At 56.1% G+C, this 23780-nt stretch carries 23 protein-coding genes; 4 read left to right on the forward strand and 19 right to left on the reverse strand.

Going from position 1 to position 23780, the window contains the following annotated elements; translation table 11 throughout:
• Positions 1–103 precede the first annotated feature (103 nt).
• Positions 104–517 carry a response regulator gene (locus tag ACFQUU_RS00235; protein ID WP_382240916.1) on the forward strand — a complete coding sequence of 138 codons (414 nt, stop codon included), beginning with the start codon at positions 104–106 and terminating at the stop codon, positions 515–517.
• Between the two features lie 47 nt (positions 518–564).
• Here the strand turns inward: ACFQUU_RS00235 and ACFQUU_RS00240 are convergent, their stop codons facing one another.
• From ACFQUU_RS00240 to ACFQUU_RS00285, 10 genes are all read right to left on the reverse strand, one after another.
• Positions 565–1095, reverse strand: a complete 531-nt coding sequence (locus ACFQUU_RS00240; RefSeq protein ID WP_382240919.1) for an aspartate carbamoyltransferase — start codon at positions 1093–1095, stop codon at positions 565–567.
• A gap of 65 nt (positions 1096–1160) precedes the next feature.
• Positions 1161–1910, reverse strand: coding sequence for an MBL fold metallo-hydrolase (locus ACFQUU_RS00245; protein WP_382240922.1), 750 nt, complete (start codon positions 1908–1910; stop codon positions 1161–1163).
• A 267-nt stretch (positions 1911–2177) separates the two neighbouring features.
• Positions 2178–2393, reverse strand: a complete 216-nt coding sequence (locus ACFQUU_RS00250; protein WP_057289462.1) for a molybdopterin-binding protein — start codon at positions 2391–2393, stop codon at positions 2178–2180.
• Positions 2394–2504: 111 nt separating this feature from the next.
• Positions 2505–3347 (reverse strand): ATP-binding cassette domain-containing protein, encoded by an 843-nt coding sequence (locus tag ACFQUU_RS00255; RefSeq protein WP_382240926.1) that lies wholly within the window; start codon positions 3345–3347, stop codon positions 2505–2507.
• A 63-nt stretch (positions 3348–3410) separates the two neighbouring features.
• Entirely contained in the window at positions 3411–4241 is an 831-nt protein-coding gene (ssuC, locus tag ACFQUU_RS00260; protein WP_382240928.1) for an aliphatic sulfonate ABC transporter permease SsuC, read from the reverse strand.
• A gap of 10 nt (positions 4242–4251) precedes the next feature.
• Entirely contained in the window at positions 4252–5409 is a 1158-nt protein-coding gene (ssuD, locus tag ACFQUU_RS00265) for an FMNH2-dependent alkanesulfonate monooxygenase (RefSeq protein ID WP_382240931.1), read from the reverse strand.
• A gap of 12 nt (positions 5410–5421) precedes the next feature.
• Positions 5422–6402: a sulfonate ABC transporter substrate-binding protein gene (locus tag ACFQUU_RS00270; RefSeq protein ID WP_382240934.1), complete on the reverse strand. Its 981-nt coding sequence runs from the start codon at positions 6400–6402 to the stop codon at positions 5422–5424.
• A 215-nt stretch (positions 6403–6617) separates the two neighbouring features.
• Positions 6618–7217, reverse strand: coding sequence for an NADPH-dependent FMN reductase (ssuE, locus tag ACFQUU_RS00275; protein ID WP_382240936.1), 600 nt, complete (start codon positions 7215–7217; stop codon positions 6618–6620).
• 33 nt (positions 7218–7250) lie between these two features.
• Positions 7251–8258: a sulfate ABC transporter substrate-binding protein gene (locus ACFQUU_RS00280; protein WP_382240939.1), complete on the reverse strand. Its 1008-nt coding sequence runs from the start codon at positions 8256–8258 to the stop codon at positions 7251–7253.
• Positions 8259–8468: 210 nt separating this feature from the next.
• Entirely contained in the window at positions 8469–8690 is a 222-nt protein-coding gene (locus ACFQUU_RS00285; protein WP_382240941.1) for a hypothetical protein, read from the reverse strand.
• 196 nt (positions 8691–8886) lie between these two features.
• Between ACFQUU_RS00285 and ACFQUU_RS00290 the strand changes: the two genes are divergently transcribed.
• Complete coding sequence (locus ACFQUU_RS00290; RefSeq protein ID WP_382240944.1) at positions 8887–9057, forward strand: hypothetical protein; 171 nt, start codon at positions 8887–8889, stop codon at positions 9055–9057.
• An 85-nt stretch (positions 9058–9142) separates the two neighbouring features.
• Here ACFQUU_RS00290 and ACFQUU_RS00295 read toward each other — a convergent pair whose 3' ends face one another.
• The 5 genes from ACFQUU_RS00295 to ACFQUU_RS00315 all read right to left on the reverse strand — a co-directional run bounded on the left by ACFQUU_RS00295 (position 9143) and on the right by ACFQUU_RS00315 (position 12935).
• Positions 9143–9661, reverse strand: a complete 519-nt coding sequence (locus ACFQUU_RS00295; protein ID WP_382240947.1) for a GNAT family N-acetyltransferase — start codon at positions 9659–9661, stop codon at positions 9143–9145.
• A 65-nt stretch (positions 9662–9726) separates the two neighbouring features.
• Positions 9727–10530, reverse strand: a complete 804-nt coding sequence (locus ACFQUU_RS00300; RefSeq protein ID WP_382240950.1) for a dienelactone hydrolase family protein — start codon at positions 10528–10530, stop codon at positions 9727–9729.
• Positions 10531–10662: 132 nt separating this feature from the next.
• Complete coding sequence (locus ACFQUU_RS00305; protein ID WP_382240952.1) at positions 10663–11844, reverse strand: alpha/beta hydrolase family esterase; 1182 nt, start codon at positions 11842–11844, stop codon at positions 10663–10665.
• 18 nt (positions 11845–11862) lie between these two features.
• Positions 11863–12294 (reverse strand): CopG family transcriptional regulator, encoded by a 432-nt coding sequence (locus tag ACFQUU_RS00310; protein WP_382240955.1) that lies wholly within the window; start codon positions 12292–12294, stop codon positions 11863–11865.
• A 218-nt stretch (positions 12295–12512) separates the two neighbouring features.
• Entirely contained in the window at positions 12513–12935 is a 423-nt protein-coding gene (locus ACFQUU_RS00315) for a DoxX family protein (protein ID WP_382240958.1), read from the reverse strand.
• A 319-nt stretch (positions 12936–13254) separates the two neighbouring features.
• On the opposite strand from ACFQUU_RS00315, the gene ACFQUU_RS00320 reads away from it, so the two are divergent.
• Complete coding sequence (locus ACFQUU_RS00320) at positions 13255–13815, forward strand: NADPH-dependent FMN reductase (protein WP_382240961.1); 561 nt, start codon at positions 13255–13257, stop codon at positions 13813–13815.
• 33 nt (positions 13816–13848) lie between these two features.
• On the opposite strand, the gene ACFQUU_RS00325 is transcribed toward ACFQUU_RS00320, so the two are convergent.
• From ACFQUU_RS00325 to dnaE, 3 genes are all read right to left on the reverse strand, one after another.
• Entirely contained in the window at positions 13849–15783 is a 1935-nt protein-coding gene (locus tag ACFQUU_RS00325; RefSeq protein ID WP_382240964.1) for an ABC transporter ATP-binding protein, read from the reverse strand.
• A gap of 340 nt (positions 15784–16123) precedes the next feature.
• Positions 16124–17116 (reverse strand): aldo/keto reductase, encoded by a 993-nt coding sequence (locus ACFQUU_RS00330; protein WP_382240968.1) that lies wholly within the window; start codon positions 17114–17116, stop codon positions 16124–16126.
• 438 nt (positions 17117–17554) lie between these two features.
• On the reverse strand, positions 17555–21004 hold the full coding sequence (dnaE, locus tag ACFQUU_RS00335; RefSeq protein WP_382240971.1) for a DNA polymerase III subunit alpha: 3450 nt from the start codon (positions 21002–21004) through the stop codon (positions 17555–17557).
• A gap of 215 nt (positions 21005–21219) precedes the next feature.
• On the opposite strand from dnaE, the gene ACFQUU_RS00340 reads away from it, so the two are divergent.
• Entirely contained in the window at positions 21220–22098 is an 879-nt protein-coding gene (locus tag ACFQUU_RS00340) for a sulfurtransferase (protein ID WP_382240974.1), read from the forward strand.
• A 193-nt stretch (positions 22099–22291) separates the two neighbouring features.
• On the opposite strand, the gene ACFQUU_RS00345 is transcribed toward ACFQUU_RS00340, so the two are convergent.
• A complete protein-coding gene (locus ACFQUU_RS00345; protein WP_382240977.1) occupies positions 22292–23773 on the reverse strand; it encodes a TolC family outer membrane protein in 1482 nt (493 codons plus the stop codon).
• Positions 23774–23780: the final 7 nt, after the last annotated feature.

Raw genomic sequence — 23780 nt, forward strand, 5'->3', positions numbered from 1 at the left:
CATGTCCGGGTGGCCGCTCCAATACTTGAGACAAAGCAACGCCAGCTGGTCGGCTTCTCTTATTTATTGCCGATTTTACATTTATATTCCGTTTTCTGATTAGATGACCCGCCCGATTCTGCTTGTAGAAGATGCCCCGAATGACATTGAATTTGCGCTACTTGCATTAAAGAGGTGCGGTGTAAGCAACGAAATAATTGTCGCTAACGATGGCGAAGAGGCGCTTGATTATCTTCTATGCAGGAAAGAATACCAGCATAGGTCACCGGGCAACCCGGGCTTGGTGTTGCTGGATCTGAAATTGCCGTCAGTGGACGGCATTACCGTACTGAGTACGATAAGGGCCACATCTGCGCTGGCCTCAATCCCGGTAGTCGTCCTGACCAGTTCCGCGCTGGAAGCGGATATCAATACGACGGTTGCACTGGGTATTGAGGAATACATAGTCAAACCGATGGATATTCAGCAGTTCATAAAGACGATGTGCGGCCTCGCGTCCCGATTCATCAGACATTGAGATCGACTGCAAGCTGCGCTTACACCGATGTGGTGAAACAATAATTCTTAACGACGATGTTGGCCATGATGGTGATGTAACTGACGATTGCCATCCGTCGCATCATTGCCATGATCAGATAACTGCGCATCGAACCATTGGTGCAGCGCGGCTGTGAACTTTGTTTCAGCCGTATGGTATTGCAGTTCGGCCCCGCCTTTTATGTCTCGGTATGAAATTGAAATCTGTCCTGGCCTGGCCTCACGCAGTGTGGAAAGGCCCGGCATGTTTTGACCATGAATATGCGAAGGGCCGGAAAAATCACCGGCCTTGAACTGCTGTTGAATATCACGAAGATGCTGGCGCACGAGTTTGACTTGCGCGTTGTCGTTACGGCGTTTAGTGATCACGCGTTGTATTCCGCCGTCTTTTGTTTTGGTAAATATATGCGTGGTTGCAGCAAGATCGAAAGGCATGACATCGGCACCACGCTGTGCCACTTCGGCCTGCCGCTGGTGTACCGACGTGGCGTGCTGGGCAAACACTGTTGCCCCTGGAACGGCAGCGGCAAGAACAACAAAGATAAGCGATCGTTTCATGGTCGGTGGTTTCGGCTAATACTCACTATACCCTGTGGAATCCGCGGCAACGCCAGATGCAAACGTTATCCTTGCGGGCTGTCGGTCATCTGCCTGCAATATTTTTCCAGGTTTTCCGGCAGCCCGCTGGGGCACACACCACACTGCCGGTTGCCGGGAACGGCATAATCAATGAACTTCGGATAAGGTAAATTCAGCCCCGCCATTATCTGCCTGAATTCATCCAGCGTCCTTTCCTCTCCCAATCGGGGATTCCGCTTCTTTTCCTGTCCAATGGTAGAGACGCGTCGGTCATGGTAATCATGGGCTGGATACACGAGTACGTCCTCCGGCAAGCTGAACAATTTTTCATGTACGCTTCTGTACAGGGCACCCGCGTCACCATTCTGGAAGTCGGTACGACCACAGCCATCGATTAACAGCGCATCGCCCGTGAAGACCCGCTCGCCAAACAAATAAGCAAAATGCCCGTCGGTGTGGCCGGGCGTATGCAAGGGGTGCAGTTCAATGCCGCCCGCCCGAAACGGCTTACCCTCTTCCAGACCAATGTCGGCGCAAGGCAGGTGGTCATGCGCCGGCGCAGCAATCTTGCTTCCCACCGCCCTCTTCAGTTCCAGTGCGGCAGTGATATGGTCTGCATGGATGTGTGTATCAACGGTGTAAGCGAGTGTCAATTCAAGGCGCCTGACTTCAGCGAGATCGCGGTCCATGGCGACAACAACTGGATCGATCAGGATGGCCTGTCCGGTTTCTTCGCAGCCGAGAAGGTAGGTGTAGGTACTCGACAATGGCTCAAACAGCTGGCGAAAAATCATGGCAACTCCTGATGATTACGGGAAATGCGATTCAAGCTGGTTAGTACGCTGAGGGCAAGCCGATTTTTTTATCACCACCATAAGGAAGCGATGGTCGGCGTGCCTGTCTTGTACAGCTTGTATTGTAAGCCGATATATTTGCACCTGGAGGTAATGCCCTTTCTGCTATTCCTGATATCAATGCTGGCCGGCATGCTGAAGTGTGAAGCAGGTGAATAGTGCAAAAATCAGTCCACCCGTCAACAGAATGAGCATCTTTGCGCAGGGTTAGAGCTTCGCGATCGACACTTCGGTGGCCTTGACCAGAGCCACGACTTCCACGCCAGGCGCCAATCCCAGGTCCCGCACCGAGCGTGTCGTAATGACGGAAGTGACAATGCCGGCAGGTGTTTCCACATCGACTTCCGATACCACCGGACCATCGATGATAGCCTTGACCTTGCCACGGAATTGATTGCGTACGTTGATTGCCTGGATGCTCATAATTTCTCCTCGGAAGAGCGATAAAAGATAAAAAATACCGGTTGTCGCCGGGCCTTAATGACTGACGATGGTTGAGATGGTTGACTATCGGAATTGGGTCCAGGACTGGTATTACACCGCCCACGACACCTGATTGACCGTCTTTAACAAGGACAGATCGCCAAGCGGGCCATCGAGCCGCGATGCAGGATGCTGCAGGACGCGCGAAAGAATCAGTTCCTCCAGCCGGGCAAATGCGGGATTACCACGCGCACGCGGGCGCGCCAGCGTAATCCGTTCGTCGAGGGTGATCCTGCCATCTTCAATCAGCACAACGCGATCGGCAAGCGCAATCGCTTCCTGTACGTCATGAGTGACCAGCACAGCGGTAAATCCCCTTTCCTGCCACAAGTCTTCGATAAGCTGCTGCATTTCGATGCGGGTTAATGCGTCGAGTGCGCCGAGCGGCTCGTCCAGCAAAAGCAACTCCGGGTCATGTACTAGAGCGCGGGCTAGCGCAACACGCTGACGTTGACCACCCGACAGGACCGCAGGCCATTCTCTGGCGCGCTCCTTCAACCCGACGTTGCTTAACGCCTGCGCAGCCTTGTCGCCGGGGTCATCCAGGCCCAGCGCGACATTATCCAGGACACGCTTCCATGGCAGCAGGCGCGAGTCCTGGAACATGATGCGGGTATCGGGCCGCCGGCCGGCATTGTCTGGGGTAACGAAAGCAATCTGCCCGTTATCTTGCCTTTCGAGATCCGCAATGAGCCGGAGCAAGGTGCTTTTCCCGCAACCGCTGCGACCCACAATGGCGATAAATTCGCCGGGCCGGATATCCAGCTCCACTGCTTTCAGCACGGGCCTGCCGGCGTATGATTTCCACAGGGCGTTCACGTTGACGCGCACGCCACGTTTGCCGGATGTGCCCGCTTTGACTGCCTGGTGATGCTCAATCGAGTCATTGATCATGTTGCTCTGTTCCTGTCATGTTTTTTCTGCGTGGTAGTCTCTATTGCATTGATGTGCATTCGCTCACTGATAACCGGGGTGCCAGCGCAACGTGTAACGTTCCAGCAGACGCGCGAGTACGTCGGCAAATTTTCCCAACAGTGCGTAGAGCAGGATGCCGACGAGAACCACATCGGTCTGCAGAAATTCACGGGCGTTCATCGTCATGTATCCAATCCCGGATTGTGCGGAGATGGTTTCGGACACGATGAGCAGCACCCATACGAGGCCCAGCGAAAAACGCACGCCGACCAGAATGGATGGCAGCGCACCCGGGAGGATCACATCACGATACAGTGCCCATCCCGACAGCCCGTAGCTCTGCGCCATCTCGATCAATCCCTTGTCCACCGAACGGATACCATGAAAGGTATTCAGGTAGACCGGAAAAAATACGCCGACGGATACCAGGAATAACTTTGCCGCCTCATCGATGCCAAACCACAGGATCACCAAAGGAATGAGCGCCAGCGCCGGGATGTTGCGCACCATCTGAATGGTGGTGTCGAACAAGGTTTCCGCTTGCCGGAAACTGCCGGTGAGCAGCCCCAGGAACAATCCGAGCCCGCCGCCGACGGCAAATGCCGATAGTGCACGCCATGTGCTGATTCTGACATGAACGAATAGCTCGCCCGACGCAGTCAGTTCCCATGCCGCCTTGAGGACGGCCATTGGCTCTGGCAGGATACGGCTGGACAGCCAGCCAAATTGCGCCGCGAGCTGCCATGTTGTAATCATAAGGATTGGCACGATCCAGGGAGCCAATCGTGTGGCCACGATCCTGCTCCACGACAGGTGTGCCGCATCAGTGGCAGGCGGCGTCAATGCCTCGAAATCTGCGGTAGTGACATGCATGATGACCCCTTTAGCTTTGTGATACCTGTGGCAGGATTTCGTTGGCGACGATTTCACCAAACGGTCCGGTCAGCGATCCCTGATGCAACTGACCGGGGGCTTGCTTGCCGATCAGCGGGAACACCAGTTCGGCAAAACGGTACGCTTCTTCAAGATGTGGATAACCGGAAAAGATGAAGGTGTCGATCCCGAGATCGGCATACTCTTTCATGCGTGCGGCGACGGTTTCGGGATCGCCCACCAGCGCAGTGCCTGCGCCACCGCGTACCAGTCCGACCCCCGCCCACAAATTGGGTGAGACTTCCAGCCTGTCACGTCGTCCGCCATGCAGCGCAGCCATGCGTTTCTGGCCGACCGAATCCATTTTCGAAAACGCGGCCTGGGCCTTGACAATGACGTCATCGCTGAGGTGGCTGATCAATTCATCGGCCGCCTTCCATGCGGCTTCATTGGTTTCACGCACGATGACATGCAAGCGAATGCCGAAGCGTACGGTGCGTCCGTGCCTTGCCGCACGCGCCCGGATATCCGCGATCTTTTCGGCGACTGCCGCCGGAGGCTCGCCCCAGGTGAGATAGACATCGACCTGTTCCGCTGCCAGCTCGTGCGCGGCGTCCGACGAGCCACCGAAATACAAGGGTGGATGTGGTTTTTGTACCGCCGGGTACAGGGTTTTGGCTCCCTTTACCTTGATATGCTTGCCATTGAAGTCAACGCCCTTGTCACCGCCTTCTCCGGCGAGTGCGTTGCGCCAGACATGCAAAAACTCCGAAGAGATTTCATAACGGGTCTCGTGATCGGCGAACAGGCCGTCGGCTTCCAGTTCCCCCTGGTCGCCGCCAGTCACGACATTCACCAGCAGGCGTCCGTTAGATAAGCGGTCAAAGGTTGCTGCAGTTCGCACGGCGAGGCCGGGAGTGCTGAGACCCGGTCGAATCGCGACAAGAAACTTCAGGTTCCTTGTCGCACCGATGAGACTGGATGCGACCACCCATGGGTCTTCGCATGAGCGCCCGGTTGGAATCAGCACCCCGTCATAGCCGTTCGTGTCGGCTGCAACGGCAACCTGCCGGAGATAGTCATAATTGACGGGACGCGCGCCACGGGAGGTGCCGAGATAACGGCTGTCGCCGTGTGTGGGTAAGAACCAGAAAACATTGAGGCTCATTTTTGCTCCTAATTACAGCCTTGCGCCAGTGACGGCACTGCGCACGTTGATCTTCTTCGGAATCAGTTTCAGATTGGCGAACACGTCGGCAATTTTTTGCTGTTCGTGCAAGACTGCGTCGTTGACCGGCGTGACGCCATACGCGTAACGTGACGCGGCCAGTTCGACGATATCGGCTGGCAAGCCAATCTGCCCGGCCAGGATGGCGGCGACTTCCTTCACGTTCTGACGGCTCCATTCATCCGTCCTGACCAGTTCATCGACGATGAGCTTTACAATGTCGGAATTTCTCTCTGCGTAAGGACGCGAAGCAAGGAAGAACTGGTGGTTTGCGACCAATCCCTGGCCATCAGCGAGTATGCGGGCACCGAACTGCTTTTCTGCAGCGGCGAGGAACGGATCCCAGATCACCCACGCATCGATGCTGCCACGTTCAAACGCTGCGCGTGCATCGGAAGGCGGAAGATAGATTGGCTCGATATCCTTGTAGTCGAGCCCAGCCTTTTCTAGCGCCTTGACCAGCAGATAATGCACGTTCGAGCCCTTGTTGAGGCCAACTTTTTTGCCTTTCAAATCCTTCACTGTTTTCAGCGTGGAAGTCTTCGGTACCACGATCGCTTCCGATAAGGGTGCTGGCGGTTCATTGGCGATATACACCAGGTTTGCACCCGCTGCTTGCGCAAATATCGGCGGTGCTTCGCCTACGGTACCGAAATCGATGCTGCCAACGTTCAGTCCTTCCAGCAGTGCCGGCCCCGCCGGAAATTCCGTCCATTTGACATCAATACCTTGTGCCGCAAGACGCTTGTCCAAGGTGCCTCGTGCTTTTAGGATGGTCAACGTCCCATACTTTTGATAACCGATGCGCAGACTGCCGGCTTTCGATTGTGCCAATGCGGCACCCGGCAATGTCGTGGCAATAGCGCCCAGTGCAGCCGCTGAAAGAAGTCCCAGGGTACGGCGCCGGGCGCTGCGTGTATTATTGTTGTCCATGTCATGTCCTTTCTTGCAGTTGGTATGCTTTGTATTCGTTGCGTGTGTTGATTGATCAGGCAAAAGTTCTCCCTGCCATCGCTCGCATTAGGCGCGATGGTCGCTCCCGCCACGACCAGGATCGGGCGGTGGATGTGTAATCAGTGAGGGACTAGAGCAGGCGATGCATTTGGAACGCTTCTGGCCTGACTGGGCCAGATGACGCCGACGGTGCTCTACACGCTACATCGCACCTGGGCGAAAGGCACCGATGTGAATTCGGTGGCGGAAGAAGTTTTTGTACGCCGCAGCGCATACAGGTTTGCCGAAAGATGTTCGATTCCTTCGGTAATGCGCCCGGCAATTGCGGGGTCGACAGTCAGCCCCTTGTCCGCGGTCCAGATGATCTGCGCTTCCGTTGCATAAATACTGGGCAACACATGCCGCGCTGCGAGCGCTGACAGCACAGGACGCAATGCGTAGTCAAGAGCAAGCATATGCGACTGGCTGCCACCGGTAGCGATCGGCAGGACCAGCTTGCCGGCCAACCCGTCCTGCGGCAGCAGATCGAGGAAGGCCTTCAGCACGCCACTGTATGCCGCCTTGTAGACCGGTGTCGCGATGACGACTGCGTCGGCCTGTTCGACCTGGGACTTCGCGAGCTTGATGTCCGCATTACTGAAATCAGCCTGCAACACCGCTTGCGCCGGCAGATCAAGGACGTGCAGCTTGCTGTAACGATGTCCCAGCAAAGCCAGGCGCTCGCCGACATGATGCAGCAGTCGCGTCGAGCGCGAAGGAATGGACGGACTGCCCGCTAACAAAAGGATGCTCATGGTGAATCCAGTCGGTGTCGGTTCTTGTGGTGATTACCTTTTGCCCGGCTGGTAAATCTGGTCGAACGAGCCGCCGTCGGCGAAGTGTGCCTTCTGCGCCTTGCTCCATCCGCCGAAGGTTTCATCTATCGTGAACAGCTTTACTTTCGGGAATTGCGCAGCGTACTTTTTTGCTACCTTGTCGGAAATCGGACGATAGTAGTTTTGCGCAGCGATTTCCTGACCTTCATCGGTGTACAGATATTGCAGGTACGCTTCAGCGACCTTACGGGTACCGCGCTTGTCGACGACCTTGTCGACGACGGCGACCGGTGGCTCGGCGAGGATGCTTTGCTGCGGCGCGACCACTTCAAACTTGTCAGGACCGAGTTCCTTGATCGCGAGGATCGCTTCGTTTTCCCACGCGATCAGCACATCACCGATGCCACGCTCAACGAAGGTGGTCGTCGCACCCCGTGCGCCCGAGTCCAGAACGGGAACATTCTTGAACAGACGTCCGATGAATTCCTTGGCTGTGGCGTCATTGCCACCGGGTTGCTTCAATGCATAGCCCCATGCCGCAAGATAGTTCCAGCGCGCGCCGCCCGAGGTCTTGGGATTTGGCGTAATGACGGATACACCGGGTTTGACCAGGTCGTTCCAGTCCTTGATGCCTTTCGGATTGCCTTTACGAACCAAAAAGACAATGGTGGAGGTGTAAGGCGAGCTGTTATGCGGCAGGCGCTTCTGCCAATCCTTTGCCAGCAGGCCCTTGTCGGCGAGCTCATCGATGTCATAAGCTAGCGCCAGGGTGACGACATCGGCGTCCAGCCCGTCGATGACCGAGCGCGCCTGCTTGCCGGAGCCGCCATGCGACTGTTTGATGTTGATGTTGTCGCCGGCTTTCGCTTTCCATTGCTTGGCGAATTCTTTATTGACGTCCTGATAGAGCTCACGTGTCGGATCATAGGATACGTTGAGCAGGCTGGTATCGGCGGCCCATGCGGCGGGCGCAGCGAAAGCCAGCAGCAAGGCGGACTGGACAAATTTCTTGAGCAACATCTTTATTCTCCCTGGCGATGATTCCGGTTTCAGAAGTCGTCAGGTTAAAGAAGTGCTTGTGAAATAAGAACGAATAGTTTTGCGGTTCTTTATGCGCTTTTCGTATTAAGCCGCAGTGTCCGCCGCCCCGCGTCACAGTCAGAAATTATCCGCAGTGCGTTGGTTACAGGAACCAGGCAGTACGTTAAGCAACCCGAGAAGGGAAGCCCATCAACGACCTTCAATAAAGTCCTTGATCGCCTTTCTCGCCTCGTGTTCGCGAGCAGACTTTACATTCCCTCGGCGCTGAAACATACCAACTGCGGTTACCACGGCAACGGGGGCTAGACAGGTTGCGACGGTCCATGGCGTCATCACTGTCAAGCCTGCCATCATCGATTCGGAGCCGGGCGCAAACAGAAGTGCAGGAAGATGTCGGGAATTATTCATCATTGCCATTCCTTTTTTCCATTGGCTTGGGTTGAATGTCGATGATGCGCGACGTGAAGTCTTTAATCTATATCAAGCTCTCCGGCATCGATAGAATCGAAATAATCGTTAGGTCGAGACGGAAGTTTCCTCTTGTGTCAGTCCACCGATTCAAAACCGGTGTAAATTGCAAGATAACCAGACAACCGGAAACCATGTCATGCACCCGATTAATTATGAACAGTTGAAAGCCGACCTGCGCAATCTGCTAAAACAGTCTGATCAGCCGATGCATGTACGAGATACGATCGCAGCAAGCCTGGAAGCGATCGAAGATCTGGAAAGGCAACTGGATGATGCAAGAGACCGGCTCGCGGACCGTCATACTTGAGCATTCAAGAATTTCCAGATGACTATATAAATTCAGATGGCCTTGCGATGTGCGAAGGCCTGTGTAGATTCATCCAGCTGAACTGCTAGGCCTCGGCAGCGCCGCACCGGCATGGGGCTTTCTTGCCATAACTTGCAGTGAGCCGCTTGGTAAACACAATGCCTTCCGTACCAAAGGCGGTCTGGGCGGTAGTGCCCTCAAGATAGCCATTGCGTGCATAAAAACATTTGGCGGTAATCGTGCTTGTGACCTGCAGGTTTGACAGGCCCAGTTCGGCCGCGCGCGTTTCCAGGGTGCGGAGCAAAACCTTGCCGATACCGAGAAAGCGCGCTTCAGGACTCACATAACAGAGGACGATCTTTCCCTGTCTCGTCATGATGGCAACGCCGGCGAGTATGCCGTCGGTCAAGGCCACGATGGAATAATTGGCGGGCGCAGCGAACCAGCTGGTTACGGTATCGGGAGTCTTGTTGCCAAGCCATGCTGCAAGAATGGCGGCATCATTGCGATGGTCAACCGTGCAACATTCGGATATCGAACGGCGAAGCACGTTGCAGGCATCATTGGCGTCTTCCGATCTGGCTGTTCGTATCTCGATGTTCATGTTCGCTGTCACTGGGTGTCACGGTGCAACTATAGGGTCTTTTTCAGGTCCTTGTCACGTCGCAATCACACGCCATGTTGCGCGAACCACGACTGCAGACGCTGCCAGCCATCTTCCGCGTCATCTTTACGATAGCTGGGACGGTAGTCCGCATAGAAAGCATGCGGGGCGTCGGGATACACGTAAATCTTCGATGCGTGGTTGCCTGCCTGCGCCAGCGCATCCTGCATTTGCTTCACGGTGGACAGCGGAATCCCCTGGTCCTGCCCGCCGTATAGTCCCAGTACCGGCGCATGCAATCGGGCGGCAACGCCAACCGGGTGGACTGGATTAAGCGAATTTGTATCGCCGGCCAATCGGCCATACCAGGCAACGGCCGCCTTGAGGTTGGGTTGATGCGCGGCGTACAACCAGGTAATCCGTCCGCCCCAGCAAAACCCGGTAACGCCAAGCCTGCGCGTATCACCGCCATGTTGTCCGGCCCATGTGACACAGGCATCGAGGTCGGTCATCACTTGTGCATCGGGCACGGTAGCGACGATCTTGCGGATTTCATCAATGGTTTGCAACGGCGCCACGTCACCCTGGCGAACATAGAGCTCCGGTGCGATGGCAAGATAGCCAAGCTTTGCAAAACGCCGCACGACATCCTTGATGTGTTCATGCAGGCCAAAGATCTCCTGCACAACAAGGACCACCGGATGCGGACCGCTAGTCGACGGTGCCGCGTAATAGGCGGGAATCGCCTGGTCGCTGGTCGCGACCTCGGTCATGCCGGCCACCAGGCCTTGCGTATCGGTTGTGATGACGGTGTCTTGTGCCACCGGTGTGGTGGCTGCTGCGAAGGTCTGCGTTGGTGTCGTTGTCACGATATATCCTCTGGAAGACGCCTTGTACGGCAAGCGTGCCTATTATGCAAGACTTCAGAGGTCCGTGTTCGGGGCGCGCAGACATGTCCCTTTCCACACCGACACGATGGCCGGTGTGGGGGAGTGCTCGCATTACTGCTTGGGCAAGCTTTGCGACAGGAAGAACCGCAGCATTTCCTGCGAGGCGTTCGGGCCTTTCGGATCGGTATAGGAACCGCGTGAGCTGCCGCCGAGCCAGGTGTGTCCAGCACCGTGCACGAGCCAGTGTTCCGCGGTCGAGGTGCCCTCCGCATTCTTGCGCAAACGTCGCGTATAACGACGTCCGCCAGCCTCGCCTGACTCTTCGCTGACTACATCGGCAGCCTGCTTCGATGCACCGGCACTTTGCATGAATGCCTGTTCCGCATTCATCGGATGAACCGTAGCGTCGCGATCGCCATGGAACACGATAACCGGAACCGCTTTCGGCAACGGCGCCAAGGGCTTCTTTGTGCTTTTCGGCAGGCCGGTTTTCATTTTGGCACCGCTCATGGCGGCAAAGGCAGACGGTACATCTTGCGCAACGCCGTAGGGCAACCCTGAATGAACGCCGACCGCCGCATACAGATCGGGATAGGTAGCCCCCATCACCAGCGACATTGCACCGCCGGCGGACAAGCCGGCCACATAGACGCGTTGTGCGTCAATGTGGTATTCGGCAATCACCTTGCGCGTCATGTCGGCGATGATCGAAGGTTCCCCGGCGTCACGTCGTTGATCCTGCGGCTGGAACCAGTTCCAGCAACCAGAGTTATTGGCCGATTGCGCCTGGCCAGGATAAAGCACGAGGAAGCCTTGTTCTTCCGCCAGTTTGTTCATGCCGGTGCCGGCCGCGAAATCGCTCGGGTTTTGTTTGCATCCGTGCAGCAGAACGATCAGTGGCATCGCCTGGCCGTTGTAGCTGGTCGGAACATAAAGCTTATAGTCGCGACGACCGGCCGCATTGGTCAGAGAGCCGGCGAGGAATTGGCCCGGCTCTGATGCGGTGTGCGTTTCCACATCTTCAACCGGTTGGCGGTCTGCCGAGGGAGACCATTTGCCGACCCATTTACCGGCTCGAAACGGATTTCTGGGCCGCTGGGCTGTGCCGGATGCTGTCGTGTTGGGCGCCTGCGTGCTTGTATCAGTACTTGTCTTTGGCTTTGGTTGGTCATCAGTTGGCGTTTCGCCGTGCAAGGCGCGCTGGATTGCCTCCGTGGCTGCCATGGGGCCGGCGCTTTGCAGCAATTGGGCGGCTTCGCGCATCCGCGCGAGAAAGCCTTCATCGATTTTCATGGAATTCCTTCGTGAGGTTTAGTGTATCCGTCCGGCCAGGGCGGCCTTGACGGGGGCACTGGCGTGTAGCGCACCCAGTACCGTGACAGACTCAATGGTGGCGACGGCGAGTTCAGGCGTGACATCGGCGGCGATGCTGGCCAGTCCCAGCACCTGGATCTGCAGCATCTGTCCTGCAGCCTGTACTGCTTCGAGATCCGCTTTTGAATAGTGCTGTAGGCCCAAGACCAGGCTCTTGCGGGCAACCGTCTGCCGGATCGCTTCGCCGTGAGATTGCAGCTGGTTGCGAATTGCCGTACGGATCAAATCCGTACGGTTTGTGTAAAAGCCTTCCTGCACAAGCAGATCAATTTGTCCCAAGTCCACGGGGCCAAGGTTGATCGTGATTTTTTCGCTATCACCAGCCTTCAGTCTCTGCTCTGTAGCAACAATGTTCTTACCATTCGCCATCTATATACCATCCATTAACCATCTGCATGGATGGTAGATTAGGTCGACGGCATAGAGTTCAAGAGGTAAATACCAAGAAATCGCACGGATGGGAAAAATCGCCGATTCATACGTTTTAAAAGAAGTACGGCGCGATGCCCTTGAGAAAGAACATCGCGCCGCATACAGACATATTATGTGAGCGTTTGTCTCAGGCTCGCCAGCCTGTGGCTCTGGTGTTAATTCCAGCGGCCGCTTTGTCCGCCAACACTGTAGCGACCAGCACCCAGGAAAGCCACCGCCAGCGCAGCAGCCAGGAACATACCTTGCAGCTCTAGTGCCCAGCCGCCGGTTTTGGCTAAGGTGAGTAATTCCGGCATGTGTACCAGCCCAACTGCCACGACCATGTTGATAGCGATGACAAGCGCTGCGGGACGGGTCATCAGGCCAAACAAAACCAGCAAGGGGGCAATGACTTCACCGACATAAACAAGGTAGCCAAGAGCTGGCGGCAAACCGGCTTTGGCGACCAGGCCGGTAATAAAATCCGGTCCATTAATAATCTTGGCTACCCCATGGAAAAGGATCAGCAGCGCAAGGCTGGCGCGGAGAATCAGCTTCCCAAAATCTTCGGATACATTGCCGGTCTGCCTGTTATTCATAATGTTGTTCCCTTCTTTTTGTTCAAAAATAGCTGTGGACGTTAAACTGGTCAGCGTCGTCCGGTTTTTGGCCGTATGATTATTTCAATAAGTTTCAGCTGCATCATATCGCCGAATCTATATTTGTGCCTATCTGAACCGCCCTTGGCATGCGGCACATCATGCCATTGCCGCAGGGTTGACCAATTGGACAGAACAAACATTCGAGCGGTCGGTCTACAGCCTTTAGGCGACATACCGTTCCATCAATCATGAGGGCCGGAAAGAACCGTTGCAAGCCGGCCTCTTCAGCCGTCTCATTCCAGAACAAAGGAGCACCATGAGTACAACAAGAAACGTTGCCGTCATCGTCGGCAGCCTGCGCAAGGAATCGCTGAATCGCAAACTGGCACTTGCCCTCCAGAAAATCGCACCTGATTCTTTAAAGCTTAACATTGTTGAAATCGGCAATCTGCCACTGTACAACCAGGATTTCGACCCCGACCCGCCGCAACCGGCGCACGATTTCAAGCAGCAGATTCAGAACGCGGATGCCGTGCTGTTCATTACGCCGGAATACAATCGCTCCGTGCCCGGCGTACTGAAGAATGCAATCGACATTGCCTCAAGGCCTTATGGGCAAAGTGCGTGGGACGGCAAGCCGGGTGCCGTTATCAGCGTGTCGCCTGGGGCGATTGGCGGTTTTGGCGCCAACCATCATCTGCGCCAGTCGCTGGTATTCCTGAATGTTCCAGTGATGCAGCAGCCGGAAGCTTATATCGGTGGAGCGGGTAACCTGTTCAATGACAACGGCGACATCGCAAACGATTCCACACGTGACTTCATGCAGAAATTCCTGCAGTCATTTGCACAGTGGGTGGAGCGCAACGCGCCGCGTTAATTCACACGTCCTGCCCGGCCGTTCTCACAACATTCAGTTGAGTGCCGAGACGCCGCCGTAAATACGGCGTCGGCCTGACTCGGCATCATTCAGCGGGGCCTGGCCGGGCACTTCGCCAACGTCGTGCTCCAGTGCTGCTGAGATATCACCGTTGACTGAAACGACATTATCGTCTGGAAGAAAACCATCGGACTGCTTGCTCCATAGCTGGAAATAGGTCCCCTGCTTTGCCAGTAATTGGGCATGGCTTCCGTCTTCGACAATCCGTCCTTTTTCAAAGACCAGAATCCGGTCGAGATGTGCAATGGTGGATAACCTGTGCGCGACTACCAGCACCGTCTTGCCTTTCATGACTTCATCGAGTGTGTCCTGAATCGCCTTTTCGGTCACGGTATCCAGGCTGGACGTTGCTTCGTCAAGAATAAGGATGGGCGCGTCTTTCAGAATGACCCTGGCGATCGCGATTCGCTGCCGTTGGCCGCCGGATAATTTCACTCCGCGCTCGCCGACCATGGACTGATACTGTTCCTTGATTTGCATGATGAAGTCGTGCGCATACGCTTTGCGCGCGGCATCGATCACCTCCTCATCGGTGGCGTCGAGACGGCCATAGCGGATATTGTCGAGCAGACTTCGATGGAACAGGCTGGGGTCCTGCGGAATCAGGCTCAACTGCGCATGCAAGGAGTCCTGACGCATGTCGCGGATATCGATGCCGTCGATGAGGATCTGGCCTGACTGGCTGTCGAAAAGTCGCAGGATGAGGCTGACAAAGCTTGATTTCCCGGAGCCCGAAAAGCCGACGAGCCCGACCCGCTGTCCTGCCGGAATATGCACATTGAGCTTGTCGAACACCTTACGATCCGGTGTGTAGCCGAATTCAATGTCTTTAAACGTAATCTCGCCACGCCGGATTGTTGGCGACTCGGCGCCAATCCCATCGACCAGTTCATGCGGACGCAGGATGGTTTGCACACCGTTGGCAACGTTGCCGATATATTCAAAGAATTCCAGGAAGCGCCGGCTCAGGTTACGCGCTTCGTTGATGATCAGCAGCGACAGGCTGACTGCCATGACAAAATCGCCAACACCGATTTCCCCCTTCCCCCACAAGGTCAGGGAGTAGTACAGCACGCCGACCTTGAGCAGCGCCGCAGCAGAAAACTGGAACCAGCGCACGCGCTCGTTATAGCCATTGGACTTGCGGATTGCCTTGAGTTCGCTGGACAGGGATTGCTCCAGCAGTTCACGCTCAAAACCCAGGCGGGCGAACAGCCGAGCACTACTCAGGTTGGTTACCGAGTCCACCACTTTTCCTGTCGTCTCGCTGCGCGCCGCGGCTGCCTTCAGTGCATAGGGCTGGCAGCGCCGGGCCAGCAGGTAGGAAATACCAATGAAGAAGAACGCCCAAACCGAGACGAAGACGCCGAGCTGCGTATGCGCATGGAATAACAGGACAATCGAGACGCTGAACACAATGGCTACTGGCCAGAACTCGGTAATGATGGCCCATAGTGTCTGGGTCACGCCCATCGATGTTTCACTGATGCGATGCGCAAGCGCTCCGGCAAAGTTATTGCTGAAGTAGCGATGCGAGTGATACTGCAAATAGTGATAGACCGCGCGCGTGACGTTTTGTCGCTGCCGCGGGCCCAGGCGTATATGGATGCTGCCAGCAATGCGCCCGAATACCACCTCACCGGCGGACAGGGCGATGAACAGCATGAGCGGCGCATGCAGGGCCGCGACCACTTCCATCGAATGGACTTTCGCACCTGTGACACTTTTAATAATGACATTGAGCGCATACGGAACCAGGATGCCGCAGGTTGACGTGGCGGTCTCACAGAGTATGAGAGCAAGGTAGCGCCAGCGATAGGCAGACACAAAGTGCCAGATGAAGCGAAATGGCGTAACAGGCAATGCCGGCGCGCCAGGTGCACGTTGAATATTTTCTTGGGTGGCCATAGTGCTCCATGCAGCACTCACGGCGCCACAACAATGCGGGTAGTGCGTCTGCTTATTTCTATTGGAAGGGGAAGAGATACTTTGGTGGGACAGACGGTTTATTGCCCGCACCAGGTACCCGTGGGAAATTTCGCAATAAAGTTAACAATGGAGTTAACAACGCATTGCTAAAATTCGCCTGACGTGGTTCGACCCGCGTCTGGTGCGGGTCGTTCATTCATCGCATAAAAAACTGTCACCGCCAAACTGATGCAACAGCGACGTGTTTGTATCGACCTCTATGCGCTACTGTGCGTTTGCATCAATGGCAATACATCCTTTGCGGACCATTCATTGATTATTACCTTGGCGCGTCCCCGCGGCGGTACTCGGCGGTGATTTCATCAAGTCGATTCTTGAGTGACGGATCAAGCCGCAATTCCACGGCGCGCAATGTATCGTCCAGCTGCTCGGCACGGCTGGCGCCAATAATTGCCGAAGTCACCACAGGATTGGCCAGCACCCACGCGACCGCAACCGTCGTCAACGGCAGGCCGGCCTCTTCAACGACAGCACGCAAGGCTTCGACCGTGCGGAATTCGCGGTCGTGCCAGTATCGTTCCTGATAGCGTTCTGCTGCGGTACCCAATGTGAAGCGTGTGCCCTGCGCAGGTCCCTCCTGCAAGCTGTGTTTCCCCGTCAGCAATCCGCCGGCAAGCGGGTTGTACGGAATCACACCCAATCGATCTTCAGCCGCAAGCGGCAACAGTTCACGTTCGATCTCGCGAAAGAGCAGGCTATAGCGCGGCTGTACCGACACGATCTTGGTCAGGTTACGCACTTCCGCACGTCCAAGTACCTTGGCAATCCGGTATGCGAGAAAGTTCGACACGCCGATATAGCGCGCCTTTCCAGAGCGGACAATGACGTCAAGGGCTTCCAGCGTTTCATCCAGCGGCGTAGTCGGATCGTCGGAATGCAATTGGTAAAGATCGACATAGTCGGTCCCCAATCGCAGCAACGATGCGTCAATGGCGTCGAGCAAATGCTTGCGCGACGCTCCTTGATCCCAGGCGCAGGGGCCGGTTCTGCCGACGGCCTTGGTTGCGAGGACGAAGCGGTTTCGTTTTCCTTTTAGCCAGCGCCCGACAATTTCTTCGGTGTTGCCGATACTGGCATCATTGCCACCAAGTGGATAAACGTCAGCGGTGTCGATGAAGCTCACGCCGGCTTCTGCGGCCCTGTCCATGATGGCCACTGCGCCTGCATCGTTGGTTTGCAGGCCGAACGTCATGGTGCCGAGGCAAAGGCGGGAAACAGTGAGGCCTGTAGCCCCGAGCTTGGTATATTGCATGACATCCTCCGGTCCGAGTAAAACATAAGAAGAGTGTGTGATCGGGCATTCCAGGGTATGCGTCCCGCCCGTGAAGTTGATACTAAAGCATTTAAGAATGTGCGGCTTGGGCGGCTGCTGAGCCGGCAGGGGAGCTATGGGAGGTACGACATGACGGAAAGCAAAGCTGGATTGCCAGGCGTTCTCCGTCACGCCGAGGATCAGTACCAGCCGTGTCGAACGCAGGAATAGCGGCAGGTGTCACTGTTACCGCCCGAGAAATTAAAGGAAAGTGACTCCAGCACTATGAACTTCATTTGAGTGACACATGTACGATACGCTAGCTGCGCCACGTCCGCCATCTCATGGACGCAGGAAGGTCTGGAGCGATTGTGTTGCTCTGCTTTCGTAAAAAACAACAACACTATTCGCACATTGACCAAAGCCGTACCTTGTCTGTCAATACTCGACGGTGGCGCCCTTCACTCCCAGCTTATCGGCCAGTAGTTGCTTCAAGCCGTCAGCGGGCGCGACACGCCAGTCGTCGGCCAGCCGAATTTCGCAACTGCCGACACCTTCCTGCATGTAACGCATCGTCAGAGGCAAGCCCGTATCGGAGCGGTATGGCGCAAGGATCTGTTTGATCTGCGCCGCGTCGATACGCGTATTCACAGAGAAGCAGAATTGGCGTCCGAACTGCACACGCGCCATGGCGATGTCCATCACCTTGTCGGCGGACACGCGTATCCCCCCGGCGAAACGGTCTTCCGACACCTTGCCTTGTACGGCAAGGAATTCGTCTTCCTTGAAGAGCTGCTTGTTGGGTTCATAGAGTTCGTTGTAGACCGTGACATCGACCGTGGCCGTGCCATCATCGAGCGTAACAATGACGATCTTGCCGCGTTGCGTCATCTGGGTACGCAGCGCACTGATGATGCCGGCCATCAGGCGAGGCTCGCGTGACGGCTCGAGGCTGGACAGTTTGGCGCGAGCGAACTTGCGTACTTCCTGTTCGTAGGCGTTGAACAGGTGGCCGGAAAGATAGAAGCCCAGCGCAGTCTTTTCCTCGGTGAGTCGTTGCTTCTCGGTCCAAGGCGCTGCCTTCACGTATTCGAGCGGCGCTTCCATACCGTCATCGGGTCCGCCAAACAGGCTGACCTGATTGGCCGACGCTTCCGCCTGGTCCGCGCACTCCATCGCGTAATTCACGGATGCGATCAGCACGCCACGGTCGACACCGAAGCAATCCATGGCGCCCGCACGAATCAAGGCTTCAATGGTGCGGCGATTGATCTGCCGCTTGTCGACCCGCTTGACGAAATCAAACAAATCCTTGAACGGGCCTTCCTCGCGCGCAGCAAGGATGGCTTCGATGGCGTTCTGTCCCGAACCCTTGACCGCACCCAGCCCGTAACGGATCTGCGTGGCCTTCTTGCCTGCCTCGCCGACCGGCGTAAAGCGGTAATCAGACAAGTTGATGTCCGGCGGCAGCAGTTTCAGGCCGCAGATATCAATGGCATCCTCGACCAGGATCTTGATCTTGTCGGTATCATCCATGGCCAGCGACAAGTTGGCTGCCATGAACGCGGCAGGATGGTGAGCCTTCAGGTAGGCGGTGTGATACGACAGCAATGCATAGGCAGCGGCGTGCGACTTGTTGAAGCCGTAGCCCGCAAACTTTTCCATCAAGTCGAAGATTTCGTCGGCCTTTTCCTGGGACAGGCCGTTCTTGGCGGCGCCTTCGCGGAAGATCAAACGATGCTCGGCCATTTCCTCCGGCTTTTTCTTGCCCATCGCGCGACGCAGCAAGTCCGCGCCGCCGAGTGAGTAGCCACCGATGACCTGGGCCATCTGCATCACCTGTTCCTGATACACCATGATGCCGTAGGTTTCGGAGAGGATGCCTTCGGTACGCGGATCCGGATAGTCGAATTTTTCGCCGTGCTTGCGTCGGCAGAAATCCGGAATCAGGTCCATCGGGCCCGGACGATAGAGCGCGACCAGCGCAATGATGTCTTCGAATCGGTCGGGACGCGCATCCTTCAGCATGCCCTGCATACCGCGGCTTTCCAGCTGGAACACGGCGACCGTCCTGGCCTTGGTCAGCAGTTCGTAGGATGGCCTGTCGTTCAGCGGCAGTTTCTCCAGCGAGAAATCCGCCATCGCCGGGTCGAGCTGCTTGATGTAACGCACCGCGCGGTCCAGGATGGTCAGCGTGGTCAGCCCCAGAAAGTCGAACTTGACCAAGCCGACCGCTTCCACGTCATCCTTGTCGTACTGCGACACGACACCGGAATCGCCGCCCTGCGTGTACAACGGACAAAAATCGGTGAGCTTGCCGGGCGCAATCAGCACGCCACCGGCGTGCATGCCGATGTTACGGGCAATGCCTTCTACCTGCTGCGCGAGATCGAGCAGCTGCTTGACCTCTTCCTCTTTTTCCATCCGCTCCTTGAGCAGCGGTTCTTCTTCAATCGCGTCGGCAATCGTCACCAGCTTGCCCGGCTTGAAGGGAATCAGTTTCGAAATGCCGTCGCAGAAGTTGTAGCCCATGTCGAGCACACGGCCGACATCACGCACCGCACCCTTCGCCGCCATGGTGCCGAATGTCGCGATCTGCGACACCGCTTCGCGGCCATAACGGTCTTTCACGTACTGGATCACGCGATCGCGGTTTTCCTGGCAAAAGTCGATATCGAAGTCGGGCATCGATACCCGTTCCGGATTCAGGAATCGTTCGAACAGCAGGTTGTATTCGAGCGGGTCGAGGTCAGTAATCTTGAGCGCATACGCGACCAAGGAGCCCGCACCCGAGCCGCGTCCCGGCCCCACCGGTACGCCATTGTTCTTGCCCCACTGAATAAAGTCGGCCACGATCAGGAAGTAGCCGGGGAAGCCCATCTTGATGATGGTGTCGGTTTCAAACTTCAGGCGTTCTTCGTAACGCTGTCGGTTCTTCTCGCGCTTGGCTTCATCGGGAAACAGCTGGACCAGGCGTTCTTCCAGGCCCTGCGTCGCCTGCTGCACGAGGAACTCGTCGAGCGACACGCCATCCGGTGTTGGGAACAGCGGCAGTTTCGGCTTGCCGAGTTCAAGCTGCAGGTTGCATCGCTTGGCGATTTCAATCGAGTTCTGCACGGCTGCCGGCATGTCTGCGAACAGCTCGGCCATCTCGGCCTGCGTCTTGAAGCACTGCTGTTCATTGAAGCGCCTGGCACGACGCGGATTGGCAAGGATTTCGCCTTCGGCGATACAGGTACGCGCTTCGTGCGCGATGAACTCCTCCCGCTTCAGGAATTGAATCGGATGCGTCGCCACCACCGGCAATTTGAGCTTGGTCGCCAGTGCCACCGCCTGCCGCACATGCGCTTCCATATTCGGCTGGCCATAGCGCTGCACTTCGATATAAAACTGGTTCGGAAAAATGGCTGCCCATTTTTCGGCGCAGCGTTGTGCGGCTGCCGGATTGCCATTGTCGAGCGCCATGCCGACATCACCGGAATGGGCGCCGGACAAGGCGATCAGATCGCTTGCGCCGCCCTGCTCCAGCCACTCGGTGCGAATCTCGGCGCGTCCGCGGTGGACGTTGGTCAGCCAGGCCTTGGACAACAGCTCACAAAGCTGCAGGTAGCCTTTGTGATTTTTCACCAGCAGCAGCAGCCGCGACGGTTTGTCGCGGTCATCATCGTTGGTAATCCATACATCACAGCCGGCAATTGGCTTGATACCCTTGCCACGGGCCGCCTTGTAAAACTTCACCATGCCAAAGAGATTGGCAAGGTCGGTGATGGCCAGTGCGGGCTGGGTGTCCTTGGATGCCGATTTCACCACGTCGTCGATACGGACCAGGCCGTCGACGATGGAGAATTCGGAATGCAGGCGGAGATGAATGAATTGCGGTGAGGTCATCCTGATATTTTACCGCGAGCCCTCCTTCCGGAAAGCAAGCGATTGTGACGTTACACACAACGTGGCGAGAACTGTGGCGACATTGACTATTGACAGATGGAATCGCGTTCTTCGCCTGTCCCTGCCGCCAGACTGATTTTGTAGCGCGGCAGACTACCTGATCGGCTGACGCAACGTATATAATGTCGGCAAATCAAAGACTTACCTAAATACTTATGCAGTCAAGCAATACTTACGTCAACATCGCCGCCTATAAATTCATTACCTTCGATGATACTGCGGAAAAACGTCCGCAATTCCGTGCTCTCTGCGAGGAATTGAACCTCAAAGGTACGATTCTGCTCAGTCCCGAAGGCATCAACCTATTTCTCGCCGGCCTGCGCGAATCGATCGATCAGTTCCTTGCGTTTCTGCGCTCCGATCCGCGCTTTGCGGATATCGAAGTCAAGGAAAGCTACTCCGACCGCCAGCCTTTCACCAAGATGCTGGTAAAGCTGAAGCGCGAAATCATTACGATGAAAAACCCGCTGATCAAGCCGGAAGAAGGTCGTGCACCAGCGGTCGACGCCAAGACACTCAAACGCTGGCTCGATCAGGGCGTGGACGACAACGGCAAACCGGTGGTCATGATGGACACCCGCAACGCCTTCGAAGTCGACGTCGGCACCTTCGAAAACACGCTGGATTACCGGATTGAAAAATTCAGCGATTTCCCTGAAGTTGTCGCCAGGCATAAGGACGAACTCGCGGATAAGACCATCGTGACTTTCTGCACCGGGGGCATCCGCTGCGAGAAGGCGGCGATCCATATGCAGAATGTCGGTTATGACAGCGTGTACCAGCTGGAAGGCGGCATCCTGAAGTATTTTGAGGAAGTGGGCGGTGCACACTACAAAGGCGACTGCTTCGTTTTCGATTACCGTACCGCGCTGAATCCCAAGCTGGAAGCGACCGATACCAAACAGTGCTTTGCCTGCCGCGCCGTCGTCACGCCACGCGAACAGTTGTCACCGTATTACATTCCGGGGCGGTCCTGCCCGCACTGCAAGAAGGAAATGAAGGAAGATGCTCAGCAAGCTCAGGAACAGGCCTGAGAAAAATCTCGATAGTTGTCGAGAGTCTTGCAGCATCAAAAAGGCAGCACGAAAAAAGCCGGTCTCCGTATTTTACGAGGACCGGCTTTTTTATTGAATAGCCATTACGGTGAAACCAGCAAAATCACGTAGCGCTGAGTTTGCCTTCTCAATGTGACAGCAGGATGCACGGCGCATCCTGCACACACTTGTACTAGTGGCTTGCCGATTGCTTCCCGGATTTTTTCGCATCGCTCACCGTCACTGTACGTGACAAATCCATCGACACTTTCGGCATACCTCCATGCGTGCCCGGACCGACCGGCATTGCTTCGGCACGCCCTCCCGGAACGAAATAGCTGGCAACCGTCTGCAGGTCATCCGAATTCAATGTCCCTGCCGCAAACCGCAGGCGCAGATAGCTGATCAAGTAGTTATAACGTGCCTGGGCAAGGTCACGCTGAGCCGTGTACAACTGTTGCTGTGCATTGAGCACGTCGAGGTTGATACGGACGCCACCCTTGACGCTCTGTTGCGTTGCCTGCACCAGCAGGCGAGCCGAATCAACTGACTTCACCAGTGCATCGATGCGTGAAGTGCTGCTCAGCGCGAGATTGAACTGCTTGCGCAGTTCGACCAGGATCTGGCTCGTCTTGGCGTCGAGATCGGACTTGGCTTTCTCATGGTTAGACACCGCCTGGCTGGTTGCCGCATTGACTGCGCCGCCGGAGTAGATGGGAATATTGACCTGCACGCCCACTGCGCGTACGGCTGAATCCTGATTCCGCGCGTTCACGGTCTCTGAGCCGCTCTTGTTATAGGCAGCGATGAAATCAACCCGTGGAGCATGTCCAGCGCGATTTTTCTTGATTTCCTGCTCGGCCACTTCCACTGCGTAGCGCTGTGCAGTGATTTCTGAATTGCGCGACAGCGCCAGTGCCTTCCACTCGTCAAATGACGAAGGCTGCATTGGACGGACACGGAAGTCATCTGCCAACGGATCAAGCTGTGTGACATCAGTGCCGACAATGGCCGCAAGGTTGTTGCGTGCTGTCGTCATGCTGTCGCGGGCTTCCAGCAATTGTGCCTCGGCGAGGTCGTAGCGCGCCTGTGTTTCCAGCATGTCGGTCTTGGTGCCTTCACCCTTTTGAAACATACGGTCGTTGACTTGACGCTGTTCGGCAAAGGTGTCGCGCTGGATGGTCGCTAATGCCAGTTGATCTTCAGCATACTTTGCTTCCGCATAAGCGCTGACCAGGCGTAAAACCAAATCCTGGCCACGCGCGGTAAACAGCGCATCGCTATAGTTGGTCTGGGCAATCCCTTGGTTATAGCGGGCGACGCCGTCCAGATTGAGCAGCGGCTGACGCAATGTCACGCCGGCGGCCTTGCTCGTATAGTCCAGAGGATCTGTTGTTTCGCCGGTCGGGCGTCCCAGGATATCCGTCGATGGCCGCGTAAGATCGCCCTTATTCTTATAAGTCGAATAGCTCGCGCTCAGACTGGGCAGCAAATTGGAACGTCCAAGGATCCTGTTCTGCTGCCCTGCTTCGTTTTCATGAACAGCCGACCGATAAGTCGGATCATTCTGCAGTGCCGATTCATACGCCTGAATCAAACCGATTGCCGAGGCCTGACCGGCCTGCGCGAACAGCGCAGCGGCCAGGACGGAAGCAATTACGCGCTTCTTCATCATCACTCGC

It is taken from the genome of Herbaspirillum sp. GCM10030257 (assembly GCF_042666555.1).
Classification (GTDB): Bacteria; Pseudomonadota; Gammaproteobacteria; order Burkholderiales; family Burkholderiaceae_D; genus Noviherbaspirillum.

What these genes read in the sequence shown, in the direction of transcription:
- ACFQUU_RS00285 (WP_382240941.1), bottom strand. Translation starts at nt 8,690, where the DNA reads ATGATGAATAATTCCCGACATCTTCCTGCACTTCTGTTTGCGCCCGGC.
- ACFQUU_RS00310 (WP_382240955.1), bottom strand. Translation starts at nt 12,294, where the DNA reads ATGGCGAATGGTAAGAACATTGTTGCTACAGAGCAGAGACTGAAGGCT.
- ACFQUU_RS00345 (WP_382240977.1), bottom strand. Translation starts at nt 23,773, where the DNA reads ATGATGAAGAAGCGCGTAATTGCTTCCGTCCTGGCCGCTGCGCTGTTC.
- ACFQUU_RS00250 (WP_057289462.1), bottom strand. Translation starts at nt 2,393, where the DNA reads ATGAGCATCCAGGCAATCAACGTACGCAATCAATTCCGTGGCAAGGTC.
- ACFQUU_RS00315 (WP_382240958.1), bottom strand. Translation starts at nt 12,935, where the DNA reads ATGAATAACAGGCAGACCGGCAATGTATCCGAAGATTTTGGGAAGCTG.
- ACFQUU_RS00240 (WP_382240919.1), bottom strand. Translation starts at nt 1,095, where the DNA reads ATGAAACGATCGCTTATCTTTGTTGTTCTTGCCGCTGCCGTTCCAGGG.
- ssuD (WP_382240931.1), bottom strand. Translation starts at nt 5,409, where the DNA reads ATGAGCCTCAATGTTTTCTGGTTCTTACCCACACACGGCGACAGCCGT.
- ACFQUU_RS00280 (WP_382240939.1), bottom strand. Translation starts at nt 8,258, where the DNA reads ATGTTGCTCAAGAAATTTGTCCAGTCCGCCTTGCTGCTGGCTTTCGCT.
- ACFQUU_RS00320 (WP_382240961.1), top strand. Translation starts at nt 13,255, where the DNA reads ATGAGTACAACAAGAAACGTTGCCGTCATCGTCGGCAGCCTGCGCAAG.
- ACFQUU_RS00330 (WP_382240968.1), bottom strand. Translation starts at nt 17,116, where the DNA reads ATGCAATATACCAAGCTCGGGGCTACAGGCCTCACTGTTTCCCGCCTT.
- ACFQUU_RS00245 (WP_382240922.1), bottom strand. Translation starts at nt 1,910, where the DNA reads ATGATTTTTCGCCAGCTGTTTGAGCCATTGTCGAGTACCTACACCTAC.
- ssuE (WP_382240936.1), bottom strand. Translation starts at nt 7,217, where the DNA reads ATGAGCATCCTTTTGTTAGCGGGCAGTCCGTCCATTCCTTCGCGCTCG.
- ssuC (WP_382240928.1), bottom strand. Translation starts at nt 4,241, where the DNA reads ATGCATGTCACTACCGCAGATTTCGAGGCATTGACGCCGCCTGCCACT.
- ACFQUU_RS00290 (WP_382240944.1), top strand. Translation starts at nt 8,887, where the DNA reads ATGCACCCGATTAATTATGAACAGTTGAAAGCCGACCTGCGCAATCTG.
- ACFQUU_RS00305 (WP_382240952.1), bottom strand. Translation starts at nt 11,844, where the DNA reads ATGAAAATCGATGAAGGCTTTCTCGCGCGGATGCGCGAAGCCGCCCAA.
- ACFQUU_RS00295 (WP_382240947.1), bottom strand. Translation starts at nt 9,661, where the DNA reads ATGAACATCGAGATACGAACAGCCAGATCGGAAGACGCCAATGATGCC.
- ACFQUU_RS00270 (WP_382240934.1), bottom strand. Translation starts at nt 6,402, where the DNA reads ATGGACAACAATAATACACGCAGCGCCCGGCGCCGTACCCTGGGACTT.
- dnaE (WP_382240971.1), bottom strand. Translation starts at nt 21,004, where the DNA reads ATGACCTCACCGCAATTCATTCATCTCCGCCTGCATTCCGAATTCTCC.
- ACFQUU_RS00255 (WP_382240926.1), bottom strand. Translation starts at nt 3,347, where the DNA reads ATGATCAATGACTCGATTGAGCATCACCAGGCAGTCAAAGCGGGCACA.
- ACFQUU_RS00325 (WP_382240964.1), bottom strand. Translation starts at nt 15,783, where the DNA reads ATGGCCACCCAAGAAAATATTCAACGTGCACCTGGCGCGCCGGCATTG.
- ACFQUU_RS00235 (WP_382240916.1), top strand. Translation starts at nt 104, where the DNA reads ATGACCCGCCCGATTCTGCTTGTAGAAGATGCCCCGAATGACATTGAA.
- ACFQUU_RS00340 (WP_382240974.1), top strand. Translation starts at nt 21,220, where the DNA reads ATGCAGTCAAGCAATACTTACGTCAACATCGCCGCCTATAAATTCATT.